Source organism: Argonema galeatum A003/A1, assembly GCF_023333595.1.
GTDB classification, from domain to species: domain Bacteria; phylum Cyanobacteriota; class Cyanobacteriia; order Cyanobacteriales; family Aerosakkonemataceae; genus Argonema; species Argonema galeatum.
The window spans coordinates 12,363-32,243 of sequence record NZ_JAIQZM010000046.1 but is presented as its reverse complement, the minus strand read 5'-3'; the positions used below and the strand labels follow the sequence as shown (position 1 = coordinate 32,243).

Genomic DNA, 19,881 nt, shown 5'->3' with positions numbered 1-19,881 from the left:
CTGAAGTTGGCACTCCAGACATAACCCTGATGACCTTTAAGTTCAGCAATCAACTTTCCCGATAAATCCCACACCCTCGCAGTCTTGTCGTCAGAAGCGGTGACGATGCGATCGCCTTTGGGACTGAAGTTGGCACTGTTGACAGGACTCTGATGACCTTTAAGTTGACTCTCCTCCCGAATGTTGTCCAGAATTGTCTCTAAAGCTAAAAGCGGACTGGCAGTGGGATATTCTTCTAGAGGGCGATTCTTCACCAGCGATTTCAAATCTTGTCCTGTCCGTATCGCCGATACCAATGCTTCCATTTCTCGATACTCAAATTTTCGTAAACTGCCCAGTGCCTCCCGCTCAAGTCTTGTAGCTTCCTGGGCTTCTCGAAAGTCTAGGTAAACTTTTACTGCTGATATCCCTGTGACTGCTGCCACAATCACGGATATAACGAAGAAAGCAGAACCTCTTTGAATTAGCTGCTTTGCTTTATGATTCGCCGCCTGCAAGATTTTTTTGCCTTCTTCAGATTGTTGCAGTTGTTCCTCAGCTACTTGACGTTTCGCTTCTGCTTGTTGACGCTGCTGTCTTTCCTTTTCCAGTTCTGCTATTAACTCATTTAACTTAGGCCGTTGTTGCTGATTAATAAACGCCGCCAAATAATCATGCACCAACTGATAGCGGTCAAATGGCTTTTCGGGTAATAACAACACCAAACCACTACCGACAAAAATATCTAATACTAAATCTAATACCCTACCTTCTGCACTCAAATCTGCCACCAATGCCTGCAAATCCCGTTCCAATTCGGCGCGAGTCTTCAGAGGTCGAGTTCCCTTTTCATCAGTCAATAAAAACAGCACCAACTCAGCAACTTGCTTATTTCCCTCACCGCAATCATTTACCACTTGTGCTAAATAGCGTTTTACCAATTCTTCCGTTGCTTTCCGTCCGAAACTTTGATATTGAGCTAAAGTAGTAATATTCTCCGTTTGCAGTTGTGACCCCACAACTTGCAACTCAATTGGACGCACTTCACCTAACTCCCGTGCCAAATCTTCTACCAGCTGTCCAATCAAATCCGAGTCTAACTTAAAACTAGATGCTTCTGTTAATCTCTCAATAATCGATTTAGCATCATCGGTTGAAAAGTTACCCAATTTATAGCGGACATTCTTAGCGAGAATATCATTGCTGATAATCTTCATGCTATCGAGGCTATCCATTTCCAGCAAATAGTGCAAATAATCCTCTCGCAGCGACAGGATTACCTTCAGAGGCAGTATGTTTAGGCACTCTCCCAAAAAAGCAAAAAAATCTCGCCTTTCCACAGGATTGGGATATACAAAAAAGAATTCTTCAAACTGGTCAAAAATCAGCACCGTCCGCAAATTGTGCGATTCATTTTGTTTTAGCTGTGCGAGGATATCAGCTGTATTTTGTAGAGACGTTGCATGAAACGTCTCTTTTTCTGCCTGTAGAGACGTTTTATAAAACGTCTCTACACCTTTTTGTGCCAGCGCTTCTAGCAACAACCGCCCCAATTCTTCCACCCAATTAGTATAGACGCGCATTGTCACCGGCAAAACATCTTGAAAACCAATAGCTTTCTGTTTCAATGCTGGCACCAATCCGCCATACACCAGGGAACTTTTTCCCACTCCCGATTGCCCGTGAATTACTATCAATTTGTAGTTATTATCACCAACACGCTGACGCAATCGTTCCACATCCAGCATTCTACCGGAAGCAGTAATTTCTGGCGCTATATTCTCCTGAAGAGAATCGAGTAAGTGGGTTTGGACAACCTGTTTCAGCGCCAATTTTGCTTGCCGTTGCGATTTAATTCGACCCGCACCGATAAACGCCCGCAACCCATATCTCTGCTCAACAGATTTGCGTTCCAGCTTGATTTGAAAGGCATTGAGATAATCTTTAACATCAAAATAAAGCCCCTGCAAATGACACAAAATATCGATAAATAGCTGCGGGTCATAGTCAGGACTCCCAACTTCCTTCGCCGCTTCCAAATTCTGAATTGCTTCGGCAAACTGACCTAAAGATTGTTGCGCTTTCGCCAGAATAAAACGATAGAAACTAGCATCATTTTGTTTGATTAAATTCGTACTTTCACCTGTTTCAAATATCGATAAAATTTCCAGCGCTTTTCGAGCCAATTGATTGGCATCATCCCAGCGAGATTGTGCCAAAGCCGCATAAGCTAAAAAGCCATAATCTCTCCCCAATTCAACTAGCTTATTGTCAGTTTCATGCTGTGCCAAAGCCTGCCTTACGAGCCTTTGGAATTGTTCCCAATCCTGTACGTAATTCAAAGCTTCACCAAATCTCAGGATTGAGTTAGCCAGTAAATCGGGACGTTGGATTTGTTCGATTACTTGTAAATATTCTCGAACGTAATCTTTAGTTTCTTGAGAAACCGTTTGATTTCTGTTTTGATAATATGGATTTTTCAGGTAATAGCAGAAAGCAATTTCGTCGAGTAATTTGGCTTGTCGTTCTAAATTTTGAGTCGATCGCCAAAATGCTAAACCTGTTTGATAATGTTCTATAGCAACATCAACTTGTTGATTTACCCGCTTGACAAAACCCAACAAAGATTGACGTTCTGCTTCTAACTCCTGACTGCCAATTTGTTCGTAATCCCGCAAATCTTTTTGTGCCGCTTCCAGTTCAACTTCCAGTGCCAAACAATCTTCTAGAGTAAACGCTAAGTTATTAGTAAACCATTGTTCGGCAGTTTCTCTGAAAAGATTCGCCAAATTCTGCGGCAGCATCAAAAATGCAACTGTTGTCGCCCAACTTTCAAAATCTGGCGCAATGCGAGTTAGTTGCGTGAGGATTTTATCATTAACCCACAACACCAACGGAAACTGGAAATTTTTCTGAAATTCCTCTCGCACTTGATTGGTGGAAGTCAACAAATGCTCCAAATCTTCCACCATTTCCAAACCAAAAACCATCACGCCATTTGGTTGTTCTGACCCTAATTCTGCCTGAATTCTGGCATAAAGAGTTTTGTCCTCTCTCTTTAGTTCCAGAGTGCGAATAGGAACAGCACAAATTGGTTGTAATTGCTGGCTTAATTGCCTTTGCAGATTGGTATAATTACAACGAGCTAAAAACAAAGAAAACTGTCCTTGGGAAGCCTCGATCGCCCAAGCAAGTTCCTCTAAGGCACTCTCATTATCTAAGGTCATTGGATTTTGGATTTTGGATTTTAGATTGAACCCAAGCATGAATACGGCTGTAGGCTAGCAGTCTAAGAACCCCACCCCCAGCCCCTCCCCGCCACAGGGAGGGGAGAACTTTCTGATTTTTCTTTCTCCCCCCTCTCCTTTCGCCCCCCTCTCCGATCTCGGAGAGGGGGGTTGGGGGGGTGAGGTTCCGGCGATATTTCTCGATCATATAGCTATCCCTTATACAGACCACGGCTGGGCGAAGCATTCGGGCAGAAAAATTGTTGCCGATTGCGATCGCGTAGCGTGCCGTAGGCATATCGCTTACTACCCGAATGCTAATGCCTCCGGCACGCTACGCGAACGCCCCTACCCACACATCAGAGCGCTCTAGCCCCTAGCTATAGCAACTCACTCGCGTCCGCTAAAATTGGATTGATATCAAACCAAATCTCGCCGTCACTGTGATATTCAAACACAAACCGACTGCGAATCAACTTTTGATATCCGTCATCATCAGTAACTTTTTTACGTTGCTTAACCTGCCGCAATAATTCCCATTCCGCATCGGAAATTGGCATCATCATGTTATTGCAGCGTTGACGAATCACTTCTTCTAATTTGGGACGAGTGAGCGGAAATTGTCTTTCCTTTTTGATCCACTCATTCAGCAATCTTAGCAAGTCTCGGACGTGACCTCCACTAACGCGACACAGACGATTTAACGTTTCCAAACTATCAAAAATTTCTGGAATAGCATCGAGGCGTTCTTGTTCATTTTTATCTGGAAACGCCCTCGCCATCACCATCTGTTGCAGCAATGCTATCCCTGGTTGGCATTCCCTACCATCCTTAAATTTCACAAGAACCATCGGCAAAACCTTGGGTTCGTCAAATCGCTGGGTAAGGTTCCCGTAGTCATTGGAGAACTTCAAAGCTAAGGGCATTGTATATAGTACGTGACAATGCAGCTTGGTTAAATATTCTCCCTGATCCACAAACAGATATTCTTGTTGCGGACGACCCCAAGATTTTTGGCGATTGTCTACCTTGTCAAGATTATCGACAATTACCACTAGCCCTTTTTTACCCTGCTGTTTCAGTTTTGCGATCGCAGGTTCTAGCAATTCCCGATTAATCGCCTCCAACAACTGGGTTTTTTGTGGCCCAAGATACTGATTTAGTCGATCGCGCAGCCCAGAATCGCTTTTCGTCTTAGCCGTGATTTCGCCAATACCAAACGCGAGAGTAAACTTTTCTTTTTCAGAAGTCAGGCCCACATCATTACCCGCCAGCTTAAATTTTAGCCCCGTCACCTCGGAGTTCAAGACCCTCGCCGCGCCTTGCAGCAACTCCTTAAACCTTTTGGGTTCCTCCAGTTCCAGTTGTTCGAGACTTTGACTGACGCGACGTGCGATCGCCAGCAGGATATCGCTAATATCCACATCAGTCATTTCCAAGTCGTCGCTGGACTCAAAATAAACCACATGGAACCCCTCCGCTTGCAGTTCAGCTTTCAGCCGAAATAACTCAGTAGACTTGCCGCAACCAATATGGCCCGTGAATAGAACACAAGTGCGATCGTCAGTCGCAAAAAGCGTGATATTCTCTTTCAGTTCCTCAATAACTTTCCCCCCTCTTACCGAGGAAAAGTCGATGTAACACTTTTCGTCTTCTGGATTTTCTACATTTAGAGTTCTGGCGGGGTTGGTTGCCCGAAAAAAATTTTGTAAATATTCCGTCGTCATTACCTTTCCCAAATGGTTTAATAACTAATTTCAGATTGCCAATAAATTTTAAACCTAATATCATGTCCGGTGGCATCGGTTGCCTAAAAATCCCCATCTTATCTGTGTTCATCTGTGTTCATCTGTCTTCATCTGTGGTAAAAAATTAACCACCGATGACAACAAACAATTTGACGATATCACTCTTACACTAACGATGCTACCGGACATGATATAAAATCTAAAATTCACCCTAATTAATCATCGCCGATTTTTCCCTGTACCCCCTTGACAATTCGAGAAAGTTCCATTTTTTCATCAACGCTAATGCGAGTAGGAGAACCGCTGATAATTCGTTCAAAGTTGCGGAAGGAATCTTTAATTTGCGGGCCTTTTTCGCTGATAGTGTACTCGCGGATACCTTTATCGTGCCAGGAACCCCGCATCTTAAAGACGTTAATAGCGCGAGACATTTCGCCACGAATCTCCACATACTGGAGCATAATAATCGTGTCCGTAATTGTAGAAATATGGGAATCTGTAATTGAATTAGACCCCATAAATTGATCGGTAGTGTTGGTAAAAAAGCCGGTAATTTCTTCTTGCTTGGCGAAACCAGTCACCCCAATCACAAACTGACGAAAAGCATTATTGCTCACTCCGCGTGCCAAAGCTGATAGAGAGTCAATGGCAATTCGGGAAGGCTTAAATTGTGCAATTTCTGTTTTAATAATCTGCAAGTGGTCTTCTAATCCAGCCGATTCGGGATAAGCACAGATGATTTTCAGCAAACCTTTTTGTTCTAAATCTTCAAAATCAGTGCCCCAAGAGTAAGCATTGCGCGAGAGTTGAGCGCGAGATTCTTCATAGGCAAACAGGATAGCCTGCTCACCTCTCATGCAGGCATCTTGCAAGAATTTACTTACTAAAAGTGTCTTGCCTGTACCAGTAGCTCCTGTTGCCAGAATGATGGAATCTTTGAAGAAACCGCCGCCACACATTTCGTCGAGGATTTTGACGCCAGAAGACACGCGGACATTGGAAGAACGTTGAGTCAATCGCATCGCTCCCAGTGGGAAAATATTAATCCCATCATTGGTAATCGTAAAAGGATATTCCCCTTTCATGTGCGTAGTACCTCGCAATTTCAGGATTTCCATCGTGCGGCGACGGCGTTCTCCTTCTAAAACATTTCGGACGATCGCAACATTGTCGGAAACAAACTCTTCTACCCCAAAACGCGCCACGGGGCCATATTCTTGCTCTCGTTCGGTTGTCATGATACTGGTAACGCCAAGTAGCTTAAGACGTGCCACTAAGCGAAAGATTTCTCGCCGCACCACCGATGCTGCATCATACTGTTGAAACACTGCCGTTACCGAGTCAATAGAAACCCGCTTAGCTTTGTATTTGCGAATAGCATATTGCAGACGCTCGATCAGAGCAGAAAGGTCAAAACTGCCGACAACATCCTGTCCTTCTGGATCGGGAGAGGCATCCAAAATAAATAACTTGCCATCATCGACTAATTGTTGTAAATTCCACCCGAAACTACAGGCATTTCTGATAATATCGTTGGGCGATTCTTCAAAAGTGACAAAAACTCCAGGCTCATCAAAATGGATGATGCCGTTATAGATAAACTGGATTGCCAACAGTGTTTTTCCTGTGCCAGAAGTACCGCTTACTAATGTGGTTCTACCGACAGGCAAACCGCCATAACTTATATCATCAAATCCCTCGATAAGGGTGCGAATTTTTTCGACTCCTGCTTTTACGAATTGCTGTTTTTGCTCGATCTGATTATTTGGATTATTCATGGTTTTTGTCTTAAAAAATGGAAGTAAAACCCCATAAAATAAAGGGCGGCAAGGCTAGGTTTCGCACATAACCAGTCTAACAAATTTAGCAAAATTTATTTAAAGACCGTATTCTTCTTCTTCACGCAGTTCTTCGTACAGGAGATCTAAACCAATTAATACTTTTTCTCGATCGGAAAGATCGCCAATAATTTTGCGAACGGGAGGAGGCAATATTTTTGCCAGGGTAGGAGTTGCCAGGATTTTATCTTCCTCTGCCAGTTGTGGGTTTTTTAGCACATCAATAACTTTCAGGGCGTAAACGCCTTGAAACTCTTGTTCAAGAATATTCTTTAGCATTTTTAAGGCTCGTACAGAGTTAGGTGTGTTCCCAGCGACGTAAAGCTTGAGAACATAAGTTTTCTTTAGAGGAGTCATAGATTTTCGTCGGTTATTGATTATTCATTGTTTATTATTCATTGTTCGTTATTTATGATTTTTACCATAAACGGCGAACCAGGAACCACCGATCGTGACTCAAGATTCTTTGGGAAGCGAACGGCGGTACATTTCGCATAGGTGAGCGATCGCATCGATTAGGGTCAGACGATAATCTAATAACACTTCGTCGCTCCGCCCTTCTAATTTAAGCTGTTTAGAAAGCTCGTCCATTAATTCCATGTGAATTTCCACGATATGAGTAACTGGAATGTCTGAGAAAAAAGTTGTATTGACAAATTCATCAATTTTTTGATTTAGGTTGCTATCTTGATTGAAGTAATTCAGAACTATCTCGCGATAATCTAATTTGAGTTGCTCCAGGAACTCGTGCTTTTTCGCAGCTGGAATATTGCGGAAAAAATGTTTGGGATTTCGCTTGTAATACACACCCAGATACCCTAATCGTTCCCTTAGTTTCTCAGCCAGCCGCTGCTGCTGTTGCAGGAGGAGATTTGGTTTGCCTCTAGAGTCCGCGATGGAAGATTTATCATAGAGGATCGTCTCGGAAGAAAGCTCCAGAAATTTAGCGATCGCGCGATCGATCAGATCGGGAATTTTCTCCAGTTCGCTAATAGAGACTCTCAAAGCCGAAGCCTCGTAGAAATCGATCGAACACTTTGGGGTGGAGTCTGCTGAGGTGTCCCTTGGCGTTTCTGCGGGTGTAGACTCATGAATCTCCTTTCCAGCGGTTTGGCGAGAGCTTACTTCTGTCTCCAATGAGAAAATCACGCTTGGTAAGAGCGTGCCTTGCTGGTGCAGCTGCTTGAGAAGGGCCAACAACTCTGGGACATCATGTAAAACTAGGCAATCTAGTTGTTGCTGTTCCTGCTGGACAAAATTTAAAAACGCCTCTTTTGACTGGAATTGAGTCAGCATATAGCGTTCGCCACTCAAAAACTGCTGTAGCAGCCCAGCCGGTAGGGAAGAAGGCAAAAAGGTACAGATAAAAAGTTGCGATCGCACGCGCTTTAGGCAGTAAGGTTATCAACTGGCTGTATAATTCCTCCCCCCCAGGATAGAGATCCTGAGAGGGATCAATACAATCCTTAACATTAAGCTAACATTAGTTGAATTCTCATTAATTGTAATTGCTGAGATAGAAGCAAAATTCATGCTGGGATCATAATATGATCAAGACCCGATTTTAAGCGTCTCCTACTCTGCGTTAAACGACAGCAATACCCTACTTGCGGGTATTGCTTCCACTTGAAAAAGACGCACCGCCTACCCTGTAGGTAGAGGTTGAGGCGTGAAAGTCGTGGGACTGTGGACTCAAAGAAGCGCTTTCGGCGCTTTCAGTTATTTTGAACTGCCAGCCAGAAAGCACATACCCATGCCGACCCCCTGCCTGAAACAATTTATCGTCACCGTTCCCATCTGTACGCAGATGACGAGCCTCGCCGCCGTGCTAGAGATTTTAGCCCAGGGCAAGTGCGAGATGGACGGAAACCAGATCTGTTACACCGATCGCTTGGTAGTGGTGAGCGAACAACAGCGCCCACTGGGAATGCTGCACCTGAGCAGCTTATTGCCCTACCTGAACTTATCCAAGGTGACAGTGGATTTCGAGCCCCTCCAACACCCCACCTTCCCAAGCAGAGCCGTGGGAGGGCTCTTTGTTGGGGGGGTAGAAGCACACACGGATTTGAACGCAGATACAAGGATCGATAGAGCCGCTAACAACTCATCAGTTACATCCCGCAGACGGCAAATTGCTACAGAGTTTAATTTAGACCAATCTTTATCAGATCTGGGTTTATCCGTTATAGAGCCACTAGCGACCTTGCCTGCCGATTTTACCTTGAAGCAATTTTGGCCATACCTCCAAGACCAAAGATACAAAACAGGTGCATACTCGGACTGGGCTCTAGTTGACTTAACAGGCAAGTTTCTGGGTTTGCTCGATAGTCAGCGTTTGCTGCAATACCTGGCTAACCACTTATCAGTAGAGCAGTTAGGAGATTCCGAACCGGCACAAAAACCAGACGCAGGCTACCAATTTGAGGGATTTGATGGCACAAACCCCTCAAATGGCACAGTTGGCAACAATATCGCTACCCAACTTGGGGCGATCGATCCCCTCGTAGAACTTCTAGAACGACTGCCTTTGCCCATTATGTTGCAAACTGGTAGCGGTCAATCAGTTAAACAAAATTTAGCATGGCGCACACACTTCGGAGCATTGCAAGATCCTGAATTCCTCAGACGAGAAGCAGCCGCTTTATTAGAAGAAATAACACCCCCGTCAGAGAACTACAAAACGGGCGAATGGGAGCATATCATCCCCGAACCTCTAAGCATATTAGACTTCTCAGTTTTGCAAAATTTCCTGCCTACTTGGGCAGCAGGCAATCTGGGTAAGACCCAGATCTCTTCCACAGATCCGACCTCCTTACCTAAGCTGTGTCATATAGGTACAAATCCAAATACTTGCATTTGTGTCTGTCCGATGCAAAATGGTTCGGAGCGAGTGTGGCAATTCGTCAAAATTCGGCTGGGCAATGTTTTATCCAACCAGAATCTCTCAGAGATAGAAAAAGGTACGCCAAAAGAGCCGATCCACGTAGCACACCCTTCTGGGCACTTTCGCCTAGCAACTTTAGGAGATACTACAGATAGTGCCGTCATCTCGCATCCCATACCCAGACTCGAAAACGAGAAGCTCAGGATTCAGTACGAAGCATTTAAAATTCAGTACGAAGCACTCAAAACGAAGCACTCAGCACGAAGTAACGAGCAGGTAGGCGGCTGCACTGACTTGTGGCTGGTGCTAGCTCAGGATGTGACAGACGAACAGCAGGTTGCCAAAGAACTGGCAGCTAAAAATGCCGATCTGCTCCAACTCAACCGACTCAAAGATGAATTTTTAGCCTGCATCAGCCACGAACTCAAGACCCCCCTCACCGCTGTTCTGGGGTTGTCGAGCTTACTAAAGGATCGGTTACTCGGAGCGCTCAACGATCGCCAACTCCGCTATACCCGACTGATCTACCAGAGCGCTCGCCATCTGATGACGGTGGTCAACGACATTTTGGATCTTACGCGCATGGAGACTGGGCAGCTGGATCTGACCTTTGCGATCGTGGATATTCAGAGTGTATGCGATCGCGCTTACGAGCAAGCCCGACAACTCCATTGCGGAAAAAATAAAACAGACGACGAAGAGCGGATTGCTAGCGACCCAGAGCCCAATTTCACCCTATCCATTGAATCCGGTTTAGACACCCTAATCGCAGACGAACTGCGTCTGCGCCAGATGCTAGTTAACCTGCTCTCTAACGCCCTTAAGTTTACAGAGGCTAGCGGCTCTATCGGTCTGAGGGTGAGCCGTTGGGAAGGTTGGATTGCTTTTACCGTCTGGGATACTGGTATTGGTATCCCAGACGAAAAGCAGCACTTAATATTTCAGAAATTCCAACAGCTAGAAAATCCCCTGACTCGTCAGTTTGATGGTACAGGGCTGGGGCTGGTATTAACTCAGCGTCTAACTCGCCTCCACGGAGGAGACGTTACATTTATTTCTAAACCGGGCAGCGGCAGCGAGTTTACCCTGCTACTGCCTCCTAGCCCCCCAAGCAATCGTCTGGATACTGAGGACTGGGAAGCAGAAGAAGGAACTAGGGAAGTGGAGCAAAATCTACCGACTACCCCTCCCCACTACCCACTGCCCCTACCCCCTCCCCATAGCCAATCTCGGTTGGTGTTAATCGTAGAGGCAACACCCGTATTGATTGAAAATTTGACAAACCAGCTTTTGGGCTTGGGGTATCGGGTGGTAATTGCTCGGTCTGGAACAGAAGCTTTAGAGAAAGCGCGGCGGTTGCAACCCTGTACCATATTCCTCAATCCCCTGCTACCCCTACTCTCAGGTTGGGATGTCTTAACTTTACTCAAAGCATCTGCCCAAACCCAACACATTCCAGTAATTGTGACCGCAACCAGAGCAGAAAAGAATTATGCCTACAGCAAGCGAGCCGATGACTTTTTGAGTTTGCCGGTGGAATTGGATACTTTGCGAAAAAGTTTAGAGCTATTGGCGAATTCAGCTAAGGATTCAGAAAAGGGGTCCGATAAGAGTGCTAGTTTGACAATTCTGCGGCTCATTGCCGATGCTACAACGGATTTTACACTAGGTAGGTCATCGGCAGAAAACACAGATAATCTAGATCGACACCTCACCTCATCACCCCCTCTGAGCCACCTGAGCAGCCTTTTGCATCAATACAATTACAGGATTTTAGAGGCTGACGATCAGGAGCAAGCAGAACTACTAGCCCGAATTTGGCACCCGGAGGTAGTCTTACTTGATGGCAATATTACCGAACCCCTAGCTTACCTGGAACAACTAAGCCAATACCCGGCTCTAGCAAATCTGCCGCTGGTGACTCTGGATGAAAAAACGACTGAAGCTGCTCTGAAAGTAACGGGTAGACACGGGAGTTTGCCTCTACAAGTATTTCCCTGTTTGACACCACGTGGCTCTTTACTAGATGCCAGCACTTTGTTACAGGCGATTCAAGTTGCTGCCGGTATGACCTATAAGCCCAGTATTTTAGTGGCGGATATCTCAATGCTGCCTGATTTGAGCGGACGTTTTGGGTCTAAGCTCGAACAGCAGACCGGAGAGTCTACTTTTTTAGAACTTAGTGGCCAATCCGAGGTGAAGCCGACAATGCCAGAAATGGCGGCTGGTAATAAAAAGCGGGCTGAGTGGCTGCAAGCGCTGATCCAATATTTGCAAACGGCTGGATTAAAAGGTGTTTTAGGTCATTCTTGGGAGGAAGTTTTGCAGCAAGTTCAGCACCGCAGCGTCGATTTGCTGCTGATCCACTTGGGTGACTCAATAGCCAATCCGGCAATGCTCAACGAGCTTTATGCTTTGAAACAGGTTGCACGCAGACCTCCTACGTTGGTGCTGGCGAGGCGATCGAATGCCGATGAATCTTCCTCAAGTCTCCCTAGTTCGGTTGTCCCATCGCTGGAGTTTCCAGCGGTTTTGGGGGAAGTTGCAACGCAAATTTTGCCTGCTTCTTTGTCGATGGAGGAGTTGTTGGAGCAGATTCGTCATGCTCTAGGGGCTAGCCCTAGCCCCTAGCCCATCACCGGGTCTGCCATTCAGATAAAGGTCGATTCACCGCATACTCAAACTCCTTAGATACCAAAACTATTTGTAGCGGCTCCTTAACTTGTTCGGGAGGGTCGGCTAAAGCATACAAAGAAGTATCGTTAAAGTTGGGCTTACCCAAAATCAGTTTATGGGTTTCCTGATTATTTAACTTTACTTCTACAGTTGCTAGCGGCTCATCCAGACCATCTTGTAAGCGCGGATCGACAGGAATGCGATCGCTCTTAGCCTTCACCAGCTTATCCAGCAAATAAGCTACATATGCCTCATTAGCTGGCATTTGCGGAACAGTTGCTTTTGCCTGCTCAGTTGCCTTTGGTTCAGGAGATTTAGTTGCCTTAATCTCTTTTGGCGACTCAGTTGGTTTAGGTTCAGGAGATTTAGTTGCCGCAGCATCTTTTGGCGACTCAGTTGGTTTAGGTTCAGGAGATTTAGTTGCCGCAGCATCTTTTGCTGCCTCAATTTTATTGGGATTTTCCAATATCTTCAGCAACCATTTGGATGCAACTGAATTGTTTTTCGGCTGACTATTTAGATCGAACTGTAGAGTCCGCTCTTTTGTTGTCAAAATTACAGTCCGAACATCTTTCTCCTGAAAGTCAAAAATTAAGTTTTTCTTGGTCTTCGCTGCTTCTAGCTGTGGTCTACCTTCTGTCTCGAAGACATAAACAATACCACCCAAAAACAGTGCCGACAGCATCAAAATTAGAGTAGACTTCTGGAACTTCATAGGAACAGAGGGGCTAGGGGCTATAAAAGTCAAAAGTCAAAAGTCAAAAGTCAAAAGTCAAAAGTCAAAAGAAAATAGGGGCTAGGGGGAAGAGGAGAGAGAATTTGAGATTTAAGATTTGAGATTTAAGACAGGACTTACGCAAAAACTAAGGTTTTGCCCCCCCGACCCCCCAAAGAAAGGGGGGAGAAGAGTCATGTTTCCCCGTGACCACCACTGGGGGTAGTGGGATGAAGAAGAATCATGTTCCCCCCTTTCTTTGGGGGGCTAGGGGGGAGAAAAGCGTAAGTCCTATCAGATTTAAAACAAATCTGAAATCTCAAATCTTAAATTTGAAATTCCCGTTTTCCCCTACTTTTTCTATCGACGCCGCCACCAAAGCCAGCCCGCCGTTCCAAATCCAATTAAAGGCAAAAGTATCATACTTATCCAAGACAACAAGCTAGCTCGCGAAAGAGTCATCTTGAAACGACGGTTGCTCGCCTGCTTAGGACGAATTGAAAGAGTTTGATTCTCCTGCTGACGCAACCAACTGACCGAGTTGAGAAACACATCTCCATTTAACTGCTGGCTAAACACGCCATCTGTGGCAAACTCAGAATTTCCGAATACTACCAACCGAGCCATATCTGACCGTTTCTCTGACTTTTCATCCGATTTTAGATCGGTTTTTGCTGGTGACTCAGTAGGAGAAGGAGATGCCTTTGGGCTTTGAGATGTAGTCGGTTTATCCGATGATTTATTTGGCGATACAGCGGGAGAGGGAGACGCCTCTGACGGCTTGGTATCGGGTATGGATTCTACCTTGCGAGTGAAAGCTGCCCCCAAAATCAGTGGCCCTCCGCGATCGCTTTTTGGATCGAAAGTTAAGTCCTGGTTTTCTAGATCGCTTTCCGCCCAGCTATCCTGGGAAGTAAACAGCAGCGGACTTGCCTCAACACCCTTCACCGGCTGTATATCCAGCGGTCGTGCCAGCTGATAGAACGATATACTATGGCCAAAATCTTTCGTAATCGGATGATTTCCGTAGTCAGTCACTACGGGAGTAGCGGGGCCCAATCCGATCAAACGCCCATCATCAGAGTTATCGACAGCAAAGCGGTTTTCCAACTTCACACCCCATTCATCCAATAAACCTGTCAGTCCCGGATCTGTGTTAAGGTCGATCATCAGCAGCAAACTGCCACCTTGCTTGAGGTAATCCCGCAAAACCTTCACTTCTTGATCGAATAGCGGACGTTTTGGCCCTGCCACAACGATCGCCACAGCATCCCTGGGAACAGATGCGCGTTCTGCCAAGTTGAGCGATTTACTGGTAAAGTTTTTCTGCTCAAGGTATTTCATCGCCTCAGACAAACCTTCTTTGACAGACTCCATCGGACGTTCGCCGTGACCTTGCAGGAAGTAGACTGTAGAAATGCGATCGAGAGTGAAAATCTTTTCTATGCTACTCGTCAGCTTTTCTTCCGAAAGCCGCTCATCCTGATTGACTTTTTGGATAAACTTTCGCTGTTCCCCATATTCTAGGTAAGCTTCGCCTCTTTCCTTGACATTAAACTTCCTAGCCAGTCCGGGATTAGTATTTGGCTCAACATACTCAAAGTTAAACTTTGACCCATAACGCCGATAATTCTGCAATAATTCCCGATCTTGGGGATTCGGATTTCGATCGAATATCCACACCTTTACAGGTTGCCTTAAATTCCGCGCTACCTCCTGGGACTGGGGCGAAAGGGTAAACAGTTTATTATCCGTGAAGTCGATCCGCCCCGAATAGCGGACGCCCAAAAAGTTTACGATCGCCAAAATCATCACAGCTGCCACTGTCGCCGCAAAAGCATTAGTTCCAGCTTGTGTGGAACGGCGTCCCCAAAAAGTTTGCGAAGGCGACGTTAAATCGCCACTACTCTGAGTTAATAGCCAAAGTCCTAGAGCAACAATCCCCAAAATTATCAGCGTTAGCGGTATAGGCACCCACTTATCGGATACCACTCCAGCGGATATGCCCATCACTATCAGGAATGGCCCGATCCACAACAGATATTTCCAATATTTACCGCTGAATTTGAATGTTTTCATAAATTACTAATTGCCCATTTGAGATTTCAGATTGCAGATTTAATTCAATTTGAAATCTGAAATCTTCAATTTTAAATTTCCTACGATCTCTGGAAACGGAAAGCATCGATCGACTGAGCGGTGAGAAATACTCCCAACACAATGAAACTCGCGAAAAATACCAAACTGCTAGTATCTAAAACCCCTTGCACTAGGTTACTATAATGTTTTAGCAACGATAAATAACCAAATACCGCGCCTACCACCCCGCCAAACATTTGGCCGAACAAATCGATCGTCCACAGCAGCAATACCGCCACAAAAGTGAAGATTGCTGCCACAACGGTACTATCGGTCAGGGAAGAGATAAACATTCCTAAAGACAATGCGCTAGCAGCCAACAAAATTAATCCCAAATGCCCCAATAACGGAACGGCTGGCGGCACCGGGGTGTCAGCTGCACTCAAGGCGATCGCTTCATACCCCAACACTGGTATCACTATTGCGGTGAAAAACGTTACCACTCCTAACAACTTGCCCACTGCTACTGCCCAGTTAGTAATTGGCGACGTTGCCAACAACTCCAGAGTACCGCGCTTGCGTTCCTCAGCATAAAGACCCATCGAAAGCATCGGCAGTATAAACAAGGAAAACGAGCCCATCACGTTCAAAAATCCCTGCAATACTCTGTAGGGAACATCAAAGGGCGGTACAGTTGCTCCGTATTGTTGATCGACTATGGCGGCTTGGTTAATTTCTCCTAGCAGAATTGTCATAAAAAAGCAACCAGCTACAAACCAAAAGACAGCTGCGATCGCATACGCCAAGGGCGAAGCAAAATAGCTCAGCAACTCCTTGCGGTAGATAGCCATAATATTTGCCAGGATTATCCGCATTTAACGATCTCCTTCTTGCTCTTGCGGCTCGCCTTCTTCAACAGAAGAGGACTGGGACTCCCTAAGTGGTTCGTCTTTAGTGCTGGGTGCTGAGTGAGAATTCTCCTCTGCTCCTCTGCTCCTCTGCCCCTCTGCCCCTCTGCCCCTCTGCTCCTCTGCTCCTCTGCCCCTCTGCTCCTCTGCTCCTCTGCCCCAATCATCAGCGATCGCTTTTTCCGAGGTCGTCAATTGCAGGAACACATCTTCTAGACTGGCGCGAGTGCGTCGCATTTCGCATAACCCCAATCCAGCTGAAACTATAGCTGTCGCTATCTCCCGACCCGGTTCTGCTCCCGTTGCCGATACTATACGGTAAACAGACCGATTCTCAGGTAAATGCTCAATCGCCATAGATTCTACCAAACGTATCCCCGACACCGCTCTTAACCTTTCCAAGGCGGTGTCTGCATCTCCCTCTACCTCGACTTCATAACCCGATCCCTCAACCAGACTAGCCTCAAGATTTTCCGGCGTATTAGTTACCACAATTTTGCCGCGATTGATGATCGCCACGCGACTACAAGTCATGCTGACTTCCGGCAAAATGTGAGTTGAAAGAATAATCGTGTGGCTACCGGCGAGACTCTTGATCAACTTTCGCATCTCGATAATTTGACGCGGATCGAGGCCAACCGTCGGCTCATCTAAAATAATCGCAGGCGGATCGTGGACTAGAGCCTGGGCAATTCCCACTCGCTGGCGAAACCCCTTGGAAAGCTTGCGGATCAGGACTTTACGTTTTTCTTCCAAATTGCAGCGTTTTAAGGCCGAGTTAATCGCAAGAGCGCGATCGCCTGCCGGTACACCCTTAATCTGCGTCACAAAGTGCAAAAATCCCTCCACCGTCATTTCTGGATACAGCGGCGGCACCTCCGGCAAATAGCCAATCCGCTGTCGAACTGCGATCGAATCCTCATGAACATCATACCCAGCAATACGAGCCGTGCCGCTGGTAGCAGGTAAGTACCCAGCCAAAATCCGCATCGTCGTCGTTTTACCGGCTCCATTTGGCCCCAGAAACCCGACAATTTCCCCCGGCTCCACAGTAAAAGTTACATCTTCGATCGCTGGGGTCGAGCCGTAGATTTTGCTCAAATGCTCAACTTCAATCATCTTTCTTCCTGCCTGGAGAATCCCGACATACCATCAGGTTGTCGGTGGGTTGTTGACCTCGCCTCACTAACTGCCCTCGGTCACAAACTAACATTTTCGCGTCCGGGCTGTTCATTACTCATTGTTAATTGTTCCGAAAAGTACCCCTAAAATTGGTTGTGGGGTTCGAGTACCCCGCTGCAAACCCTTGCCTTTTGCCCCTATGTCGTTTTTACGGCGCTAAGATTGACAGTTGATGAGCGAACTAAAAAAAGGCTGTACAGCACAAGAAAACGAACCGGCTGCCGCCGCCGCTGCATTGCTGTTGGCTAACTACAGTTTCGACGTGGGCGGCTATCGGGCCAGTGAATTGGTTGAGCGGTGGAGCGGCCATTACCCAGCTAACTGGGTGCGTCTTGCCGTCATTGAGGCACTCTATCAAGGACGGTATAAAGCCGTTTCGGTCGAGCAGATTTTAGTTATTTGGCTGCGGCGTAACCAACCGCTTTACCATTTCAAGTCCGAATTTGAACGCCTTGTTTGCAGCAAATTACCCAAAGAGCTTCAGGAGCAGTTTTTTACCAGTTCCGCAGACTCAGTAGAGGAGTCGCGCCAGCACCATAAGAACGCTCTTGATAGACCAGCAGCAGAGATTTCCTTTATCTCTGCCGATCGGTCAGCCGCCCCTACCTTAACCCCCTTTGAGGCGCTGGCACAGCCTGTTTTGGAGGAACATATCGCCAAATCAAGTATCGCTGTCGCGGCAGATCGGGAAAGTCACCCCAGTCCAAATGAAACTTTTGTGGAAGTCTCATCTGGGCTGGTGCCAGAGTCAGATGAGATTTCGCCTCATCTGACAAATGGCTATTCGAGTTATCAGTCTCGCCAGCAACTGCCAAGTTTAGAATTCAGTGACTTTTCTAGCTGGAATTTGGGCTATCGCCCGATCGATCGATTTATCCCAGATAGCCCATCCTCCGACTTCTACACCAAGCTCAAAGCCTTCGCCTACCCCATAGAGGAGGTAAAAGCTGAAAAATGAATATTTGAACTTTTAATTTTTGACTACTCCCATGCGAATTTCCGAGCAAAAAGACGCCATACTGAAGCCACCAAATCGTTTCAGTATGCTAGTTCGCAGCCGCAAATTAGGACTTGCAAACCAGATGCGCTCTTCTGAATACATAGTCTCGTACTCAGTAATCAGCGTCATAGCATCGTCGCTACCGATAATGTAGCGACCTGCAACCTCTGCCTTCTCGGCATAGCCAACATCCCGCAGCAACTTGCCTTGGTTCGGGTTATCCGGGTCGGGGATTGGTACTAGCACTGAAGAACCAGCGTGTTTTTCTTCATCCCACTCCATTGTGCCGTCCCAAGTGACACGAGCCCCACCCCAGGTATTCTCCAGGGCAATATCGTATTGCTGGCACAGCTTAATCACTTCTGGATCGTCTGCTGGGAGCATATCAATCTTGAGGTCTGACTTGCCACTTTCTGATTGCTTGAAAGCCAGATGGTGACTTGTACGTTGTGAAAACCATTTGCCAGCGCTTAGCTGGAAAAACTCTTTAACATCCATGAAGTAAATTGTCTCGCGCCAAAAATTTTCTTATCCCAATTTTACAGGGGCTAGGGAAGAGGGGCTAGGGGCAGAGGGGCAGGGGGGCAGGGGGGCAGAGGAGCAGCGGGGCAGAGAGGCAGAGGGGCAGGGGGGCAGAGGGGCAGAGGGGCAGGGGGGCAGAGGGGCAGGGGGGCAGGGGGGCAGAGGGGCAGGGGGGCAGAGGAGCAGGGGGGCAGGGGGTAAAAAAAATTATAGATATAGCAACCACCAAGGCAGTTAGGACGTTCTGAATTCCACCAAACCCTAGATTTTATTAGCCCCTAGCCCCTAGCCCCTAGCCTCTAGCCTCTAGCCCCTCTTCCAGACGGCCCAGGGAAATTCTAGCTGCTTCAGAAACTTGGGGATGACTGTCTTTTTGGAGGTATTTGAGGGCCCAAAGACTTTTAGGGCTAGGAAGATAGCCTAAAGCTTCGGCTAAGCGTTGCCTCACTAACCAATCCTCTGACTGGGCAAAGTCGAGGATACGATCGATTGCTTCGATCGCTTTGATTTCACCCAAAGCTGCGATCGCTGCCTGTTGCAGCACGACTTCATCCGTATCTAAAGCCCGAATCAACACTTCATAAGCCCGTGGATCTTTGAGATTTCCCAGCGAGACTGCCGCACTAAAACGCACCAACCAATCGGTATCTTCGTAAAAAGCCCGCACTAAAGGCTCAAATGCACGATTATCTTCCAGATAACCCAAGGCACCAGCAGCGTCAGCGCGAATTCCGTAATCGGGATCGGTTTCTAGCAACTTTACTAAAATCGGATAGCACTCTGGAGTCTGCTTAATACCCAAGGCAAACACAGCCATTGAGCGAATTTGGAGGTTTTCGTCCTCTAAAACTTTTTTTATTAAAGGCACCGCCTCAAACGCTGGCACATCGCGCAACGAGGCGAGGGCGATCATGCGATCGCGCGAAGACTCACTTTCTAGCTGGGCTGAAATTTGTTCTATCTTGGAATCATTCATTTCCTTAGTTTAACCTTTAGCTATATTTATTCACAAATCTTAACATATTTACAGCAGCTTGACGCCAAAGCAACCTAAATGGTAACGCCAGTCCCCTAACTAAGCTTCATCAAACTCAGTAAATGGTTCCAAGCCCCCGGATTCATC

Annotated in this window: 13 protein-coding genes; 2 read left to right on the top strand and 11 right to left on the bottom strand. The window is 46.5% G+C overall.

What is annotated here, in order from left to right:
• The 5 genes from LAY41_RS28770 to LAY41_RS28750 form a co-directional block, all read right to left on the bottom strand.
• Positions 1-3,206, bottom strand: a 3,206-nt coding sequence (locus tag LAY41_RS28770) for a WD40 repeat domain-containing protein (RefSeq protein WP_476727000.1), incomplete at its 3' end; no start/stop codon positions are given.
• A 380-nt stretch (positions 3,207-3,586) separates the two neighbouring features.
• Positions 3,587-4,933: a P-loop NTPase family protein gene (locus tag LAY41_RS28765; protein WP_249105573.1), complete on the bottom strand. Its 1,347-nt coding sequence runs from the start codon at positions 4,931-4,933 to the stop codon at positions 3,587-3,589.
• A gap of 236 nt (positions 4,934-5,169) precedes the next feature.
• A complete protein-coding gene (gene kaiC, locus LAY41_RS28760; RefSeq protein WP_249105572.1) occupies positions 5,170-6,732 on the bottom strand; it encodes a circadian clock protein KaiC in 1,563 nt (520 codons plus the stop codon).
• Positions 6,733-6,831: 99 nt separating this feature from the next.
• On the bottom strand, positions 6,832-7,149 hold the full coding sequence (gene kaiB / locus LAY41_RS28755) for a circadian clock protein KaiB (RefSeq protein ID WP_249105570.1): 318 nt from the start codon (positions 7,147-7,149) through the stop codon (positions 6,832-6,834).
• A gap of 99 nt (positions 7,150-7,248) precedes the next feature.
• Complete coding sequence (locus tag LAY41_RS28750; protein ID WP_249105568.1) at positions 7,249-8,175, bottom strand: circadian clock protein KaiA; 927 nt, start codon at positions 8,173-8,175, stop codon at positions 7,249-7,251.
• A 286-nt stretch (positions 8,176-8,461) separates the two neighbouring features.
• Between LAY41_RS28750 and LAY41_RS28745 the strand changes: the two genes are divergently transcribed.
• Positions 8,462-12,307: an ATP-binding response regulator gene (locus LAY41_RS28745; RefSeq protein WP_249105565.1), complete on the top strand. Its 3,846-nt coding sequence runs from the start codon at positions 8,462-8,464 to the stop codon at positions 12,305-12,307.
• A gap of 4 nt (positions 12,308-12,311) precedes the next feature.
• On the opposite strand, the gene LAY41_RS28740 is transcribed toward LAY41_RS28745, so the two are convergent.
• The 4 genes from LAY41_RS28740 to LAY41_RS28725 all read right to left on the bottom strand — a co-directional run bounded on the left by LAY41_RS28740 (position 12,312) and on the right by LAY41_RS28725 (position 17,173).
• Positions 12,312-13,067 carry a DUF4340 domain-containing protein gene (locus LAY41_RS28740; protein WP_249105562.1) on the bottom strand — a complete coding sequence of 252 codons (756 nt, stop codon included), beginning with the start codon at positions 13,065-13,067 and terminating at the stop codon, positions 12,312-12,314.
• Between the two features lie 360 nt (positions 13,068-13,427).
• Positions 13,428-15,146: a GldG family protein gene (locus LAY41_RS28735; protein WP_249105561.1), complete on the bottom strand. Its 1,719-nt coding sequence runs from the start codon at positions 15,144-15,146 to the stop codon at positions 13,428-13,430.
• 80 nt (positions 15,147-15,226) lie between these two features.
• Positions 15,227-16,021, bottom strand: coding sequence for an ABC transporter permease (locus LAY41_RS28730; protein WP_249105558.1), 795 nt, complete (start codon positions 16,019-16,021; stop codon positions 15,227-15,229).
• A complete protein-coding gene (locus tag LAY41_RS28725) occupies positions 16,022-17,173 on the bottom strand; it encodes an ABC transporter ATP-binding protein (RefSeq protein ID WP_249105556.1) in 1,152 nt (383 codons plus the stop codon).
• A gap of 235 nt (positions 17,174-17,408) precedes the next feature.
• On the opposite strand from LAY41_RS28725, the gene LAY41_RS28720 reads away from it, so the two are divergent.
• Positions 17,409-18,194, top strand: a complete 786-nt coding sequence (locus LAY41_RS28720; protein ID WP_249105554.1) for a hypothetical protein — start codon at positions 17,409-17,411, stop codon at positions 18,192-18,194.
• A gap of 12 nt (positions 18,195-18,206) precedes the next feature.
• On the opposite strand, the gene LAY41_RS28715 is transcribed toward LAY41_RS28720, so the two are convergent.
• Complete coding sequence (locus LAY41_RS28715) at positions 18,207-18,734, bottom strand: phycobiliprotein lyase (protein WP_249105552.1); 528 nt, start codon at positions 18,732-18,734, stop codon at positions 18,207-18,209.
• A 316-nt stretch (positions 18,735-19,050) separates the two neighbouring features.
• Complete coding sequence (locus LAY41_RS28710) at positions 19,051-19,734, bottom strand: HEAT repeat domain-containing protein (protein WP_249105550.1); 684 nt, start codon at positions 19,732-19,734, stop codon at positions 19,051-19,053.
• Positions 19,735-19,881 lie beyond the last annotated feature (147 nt).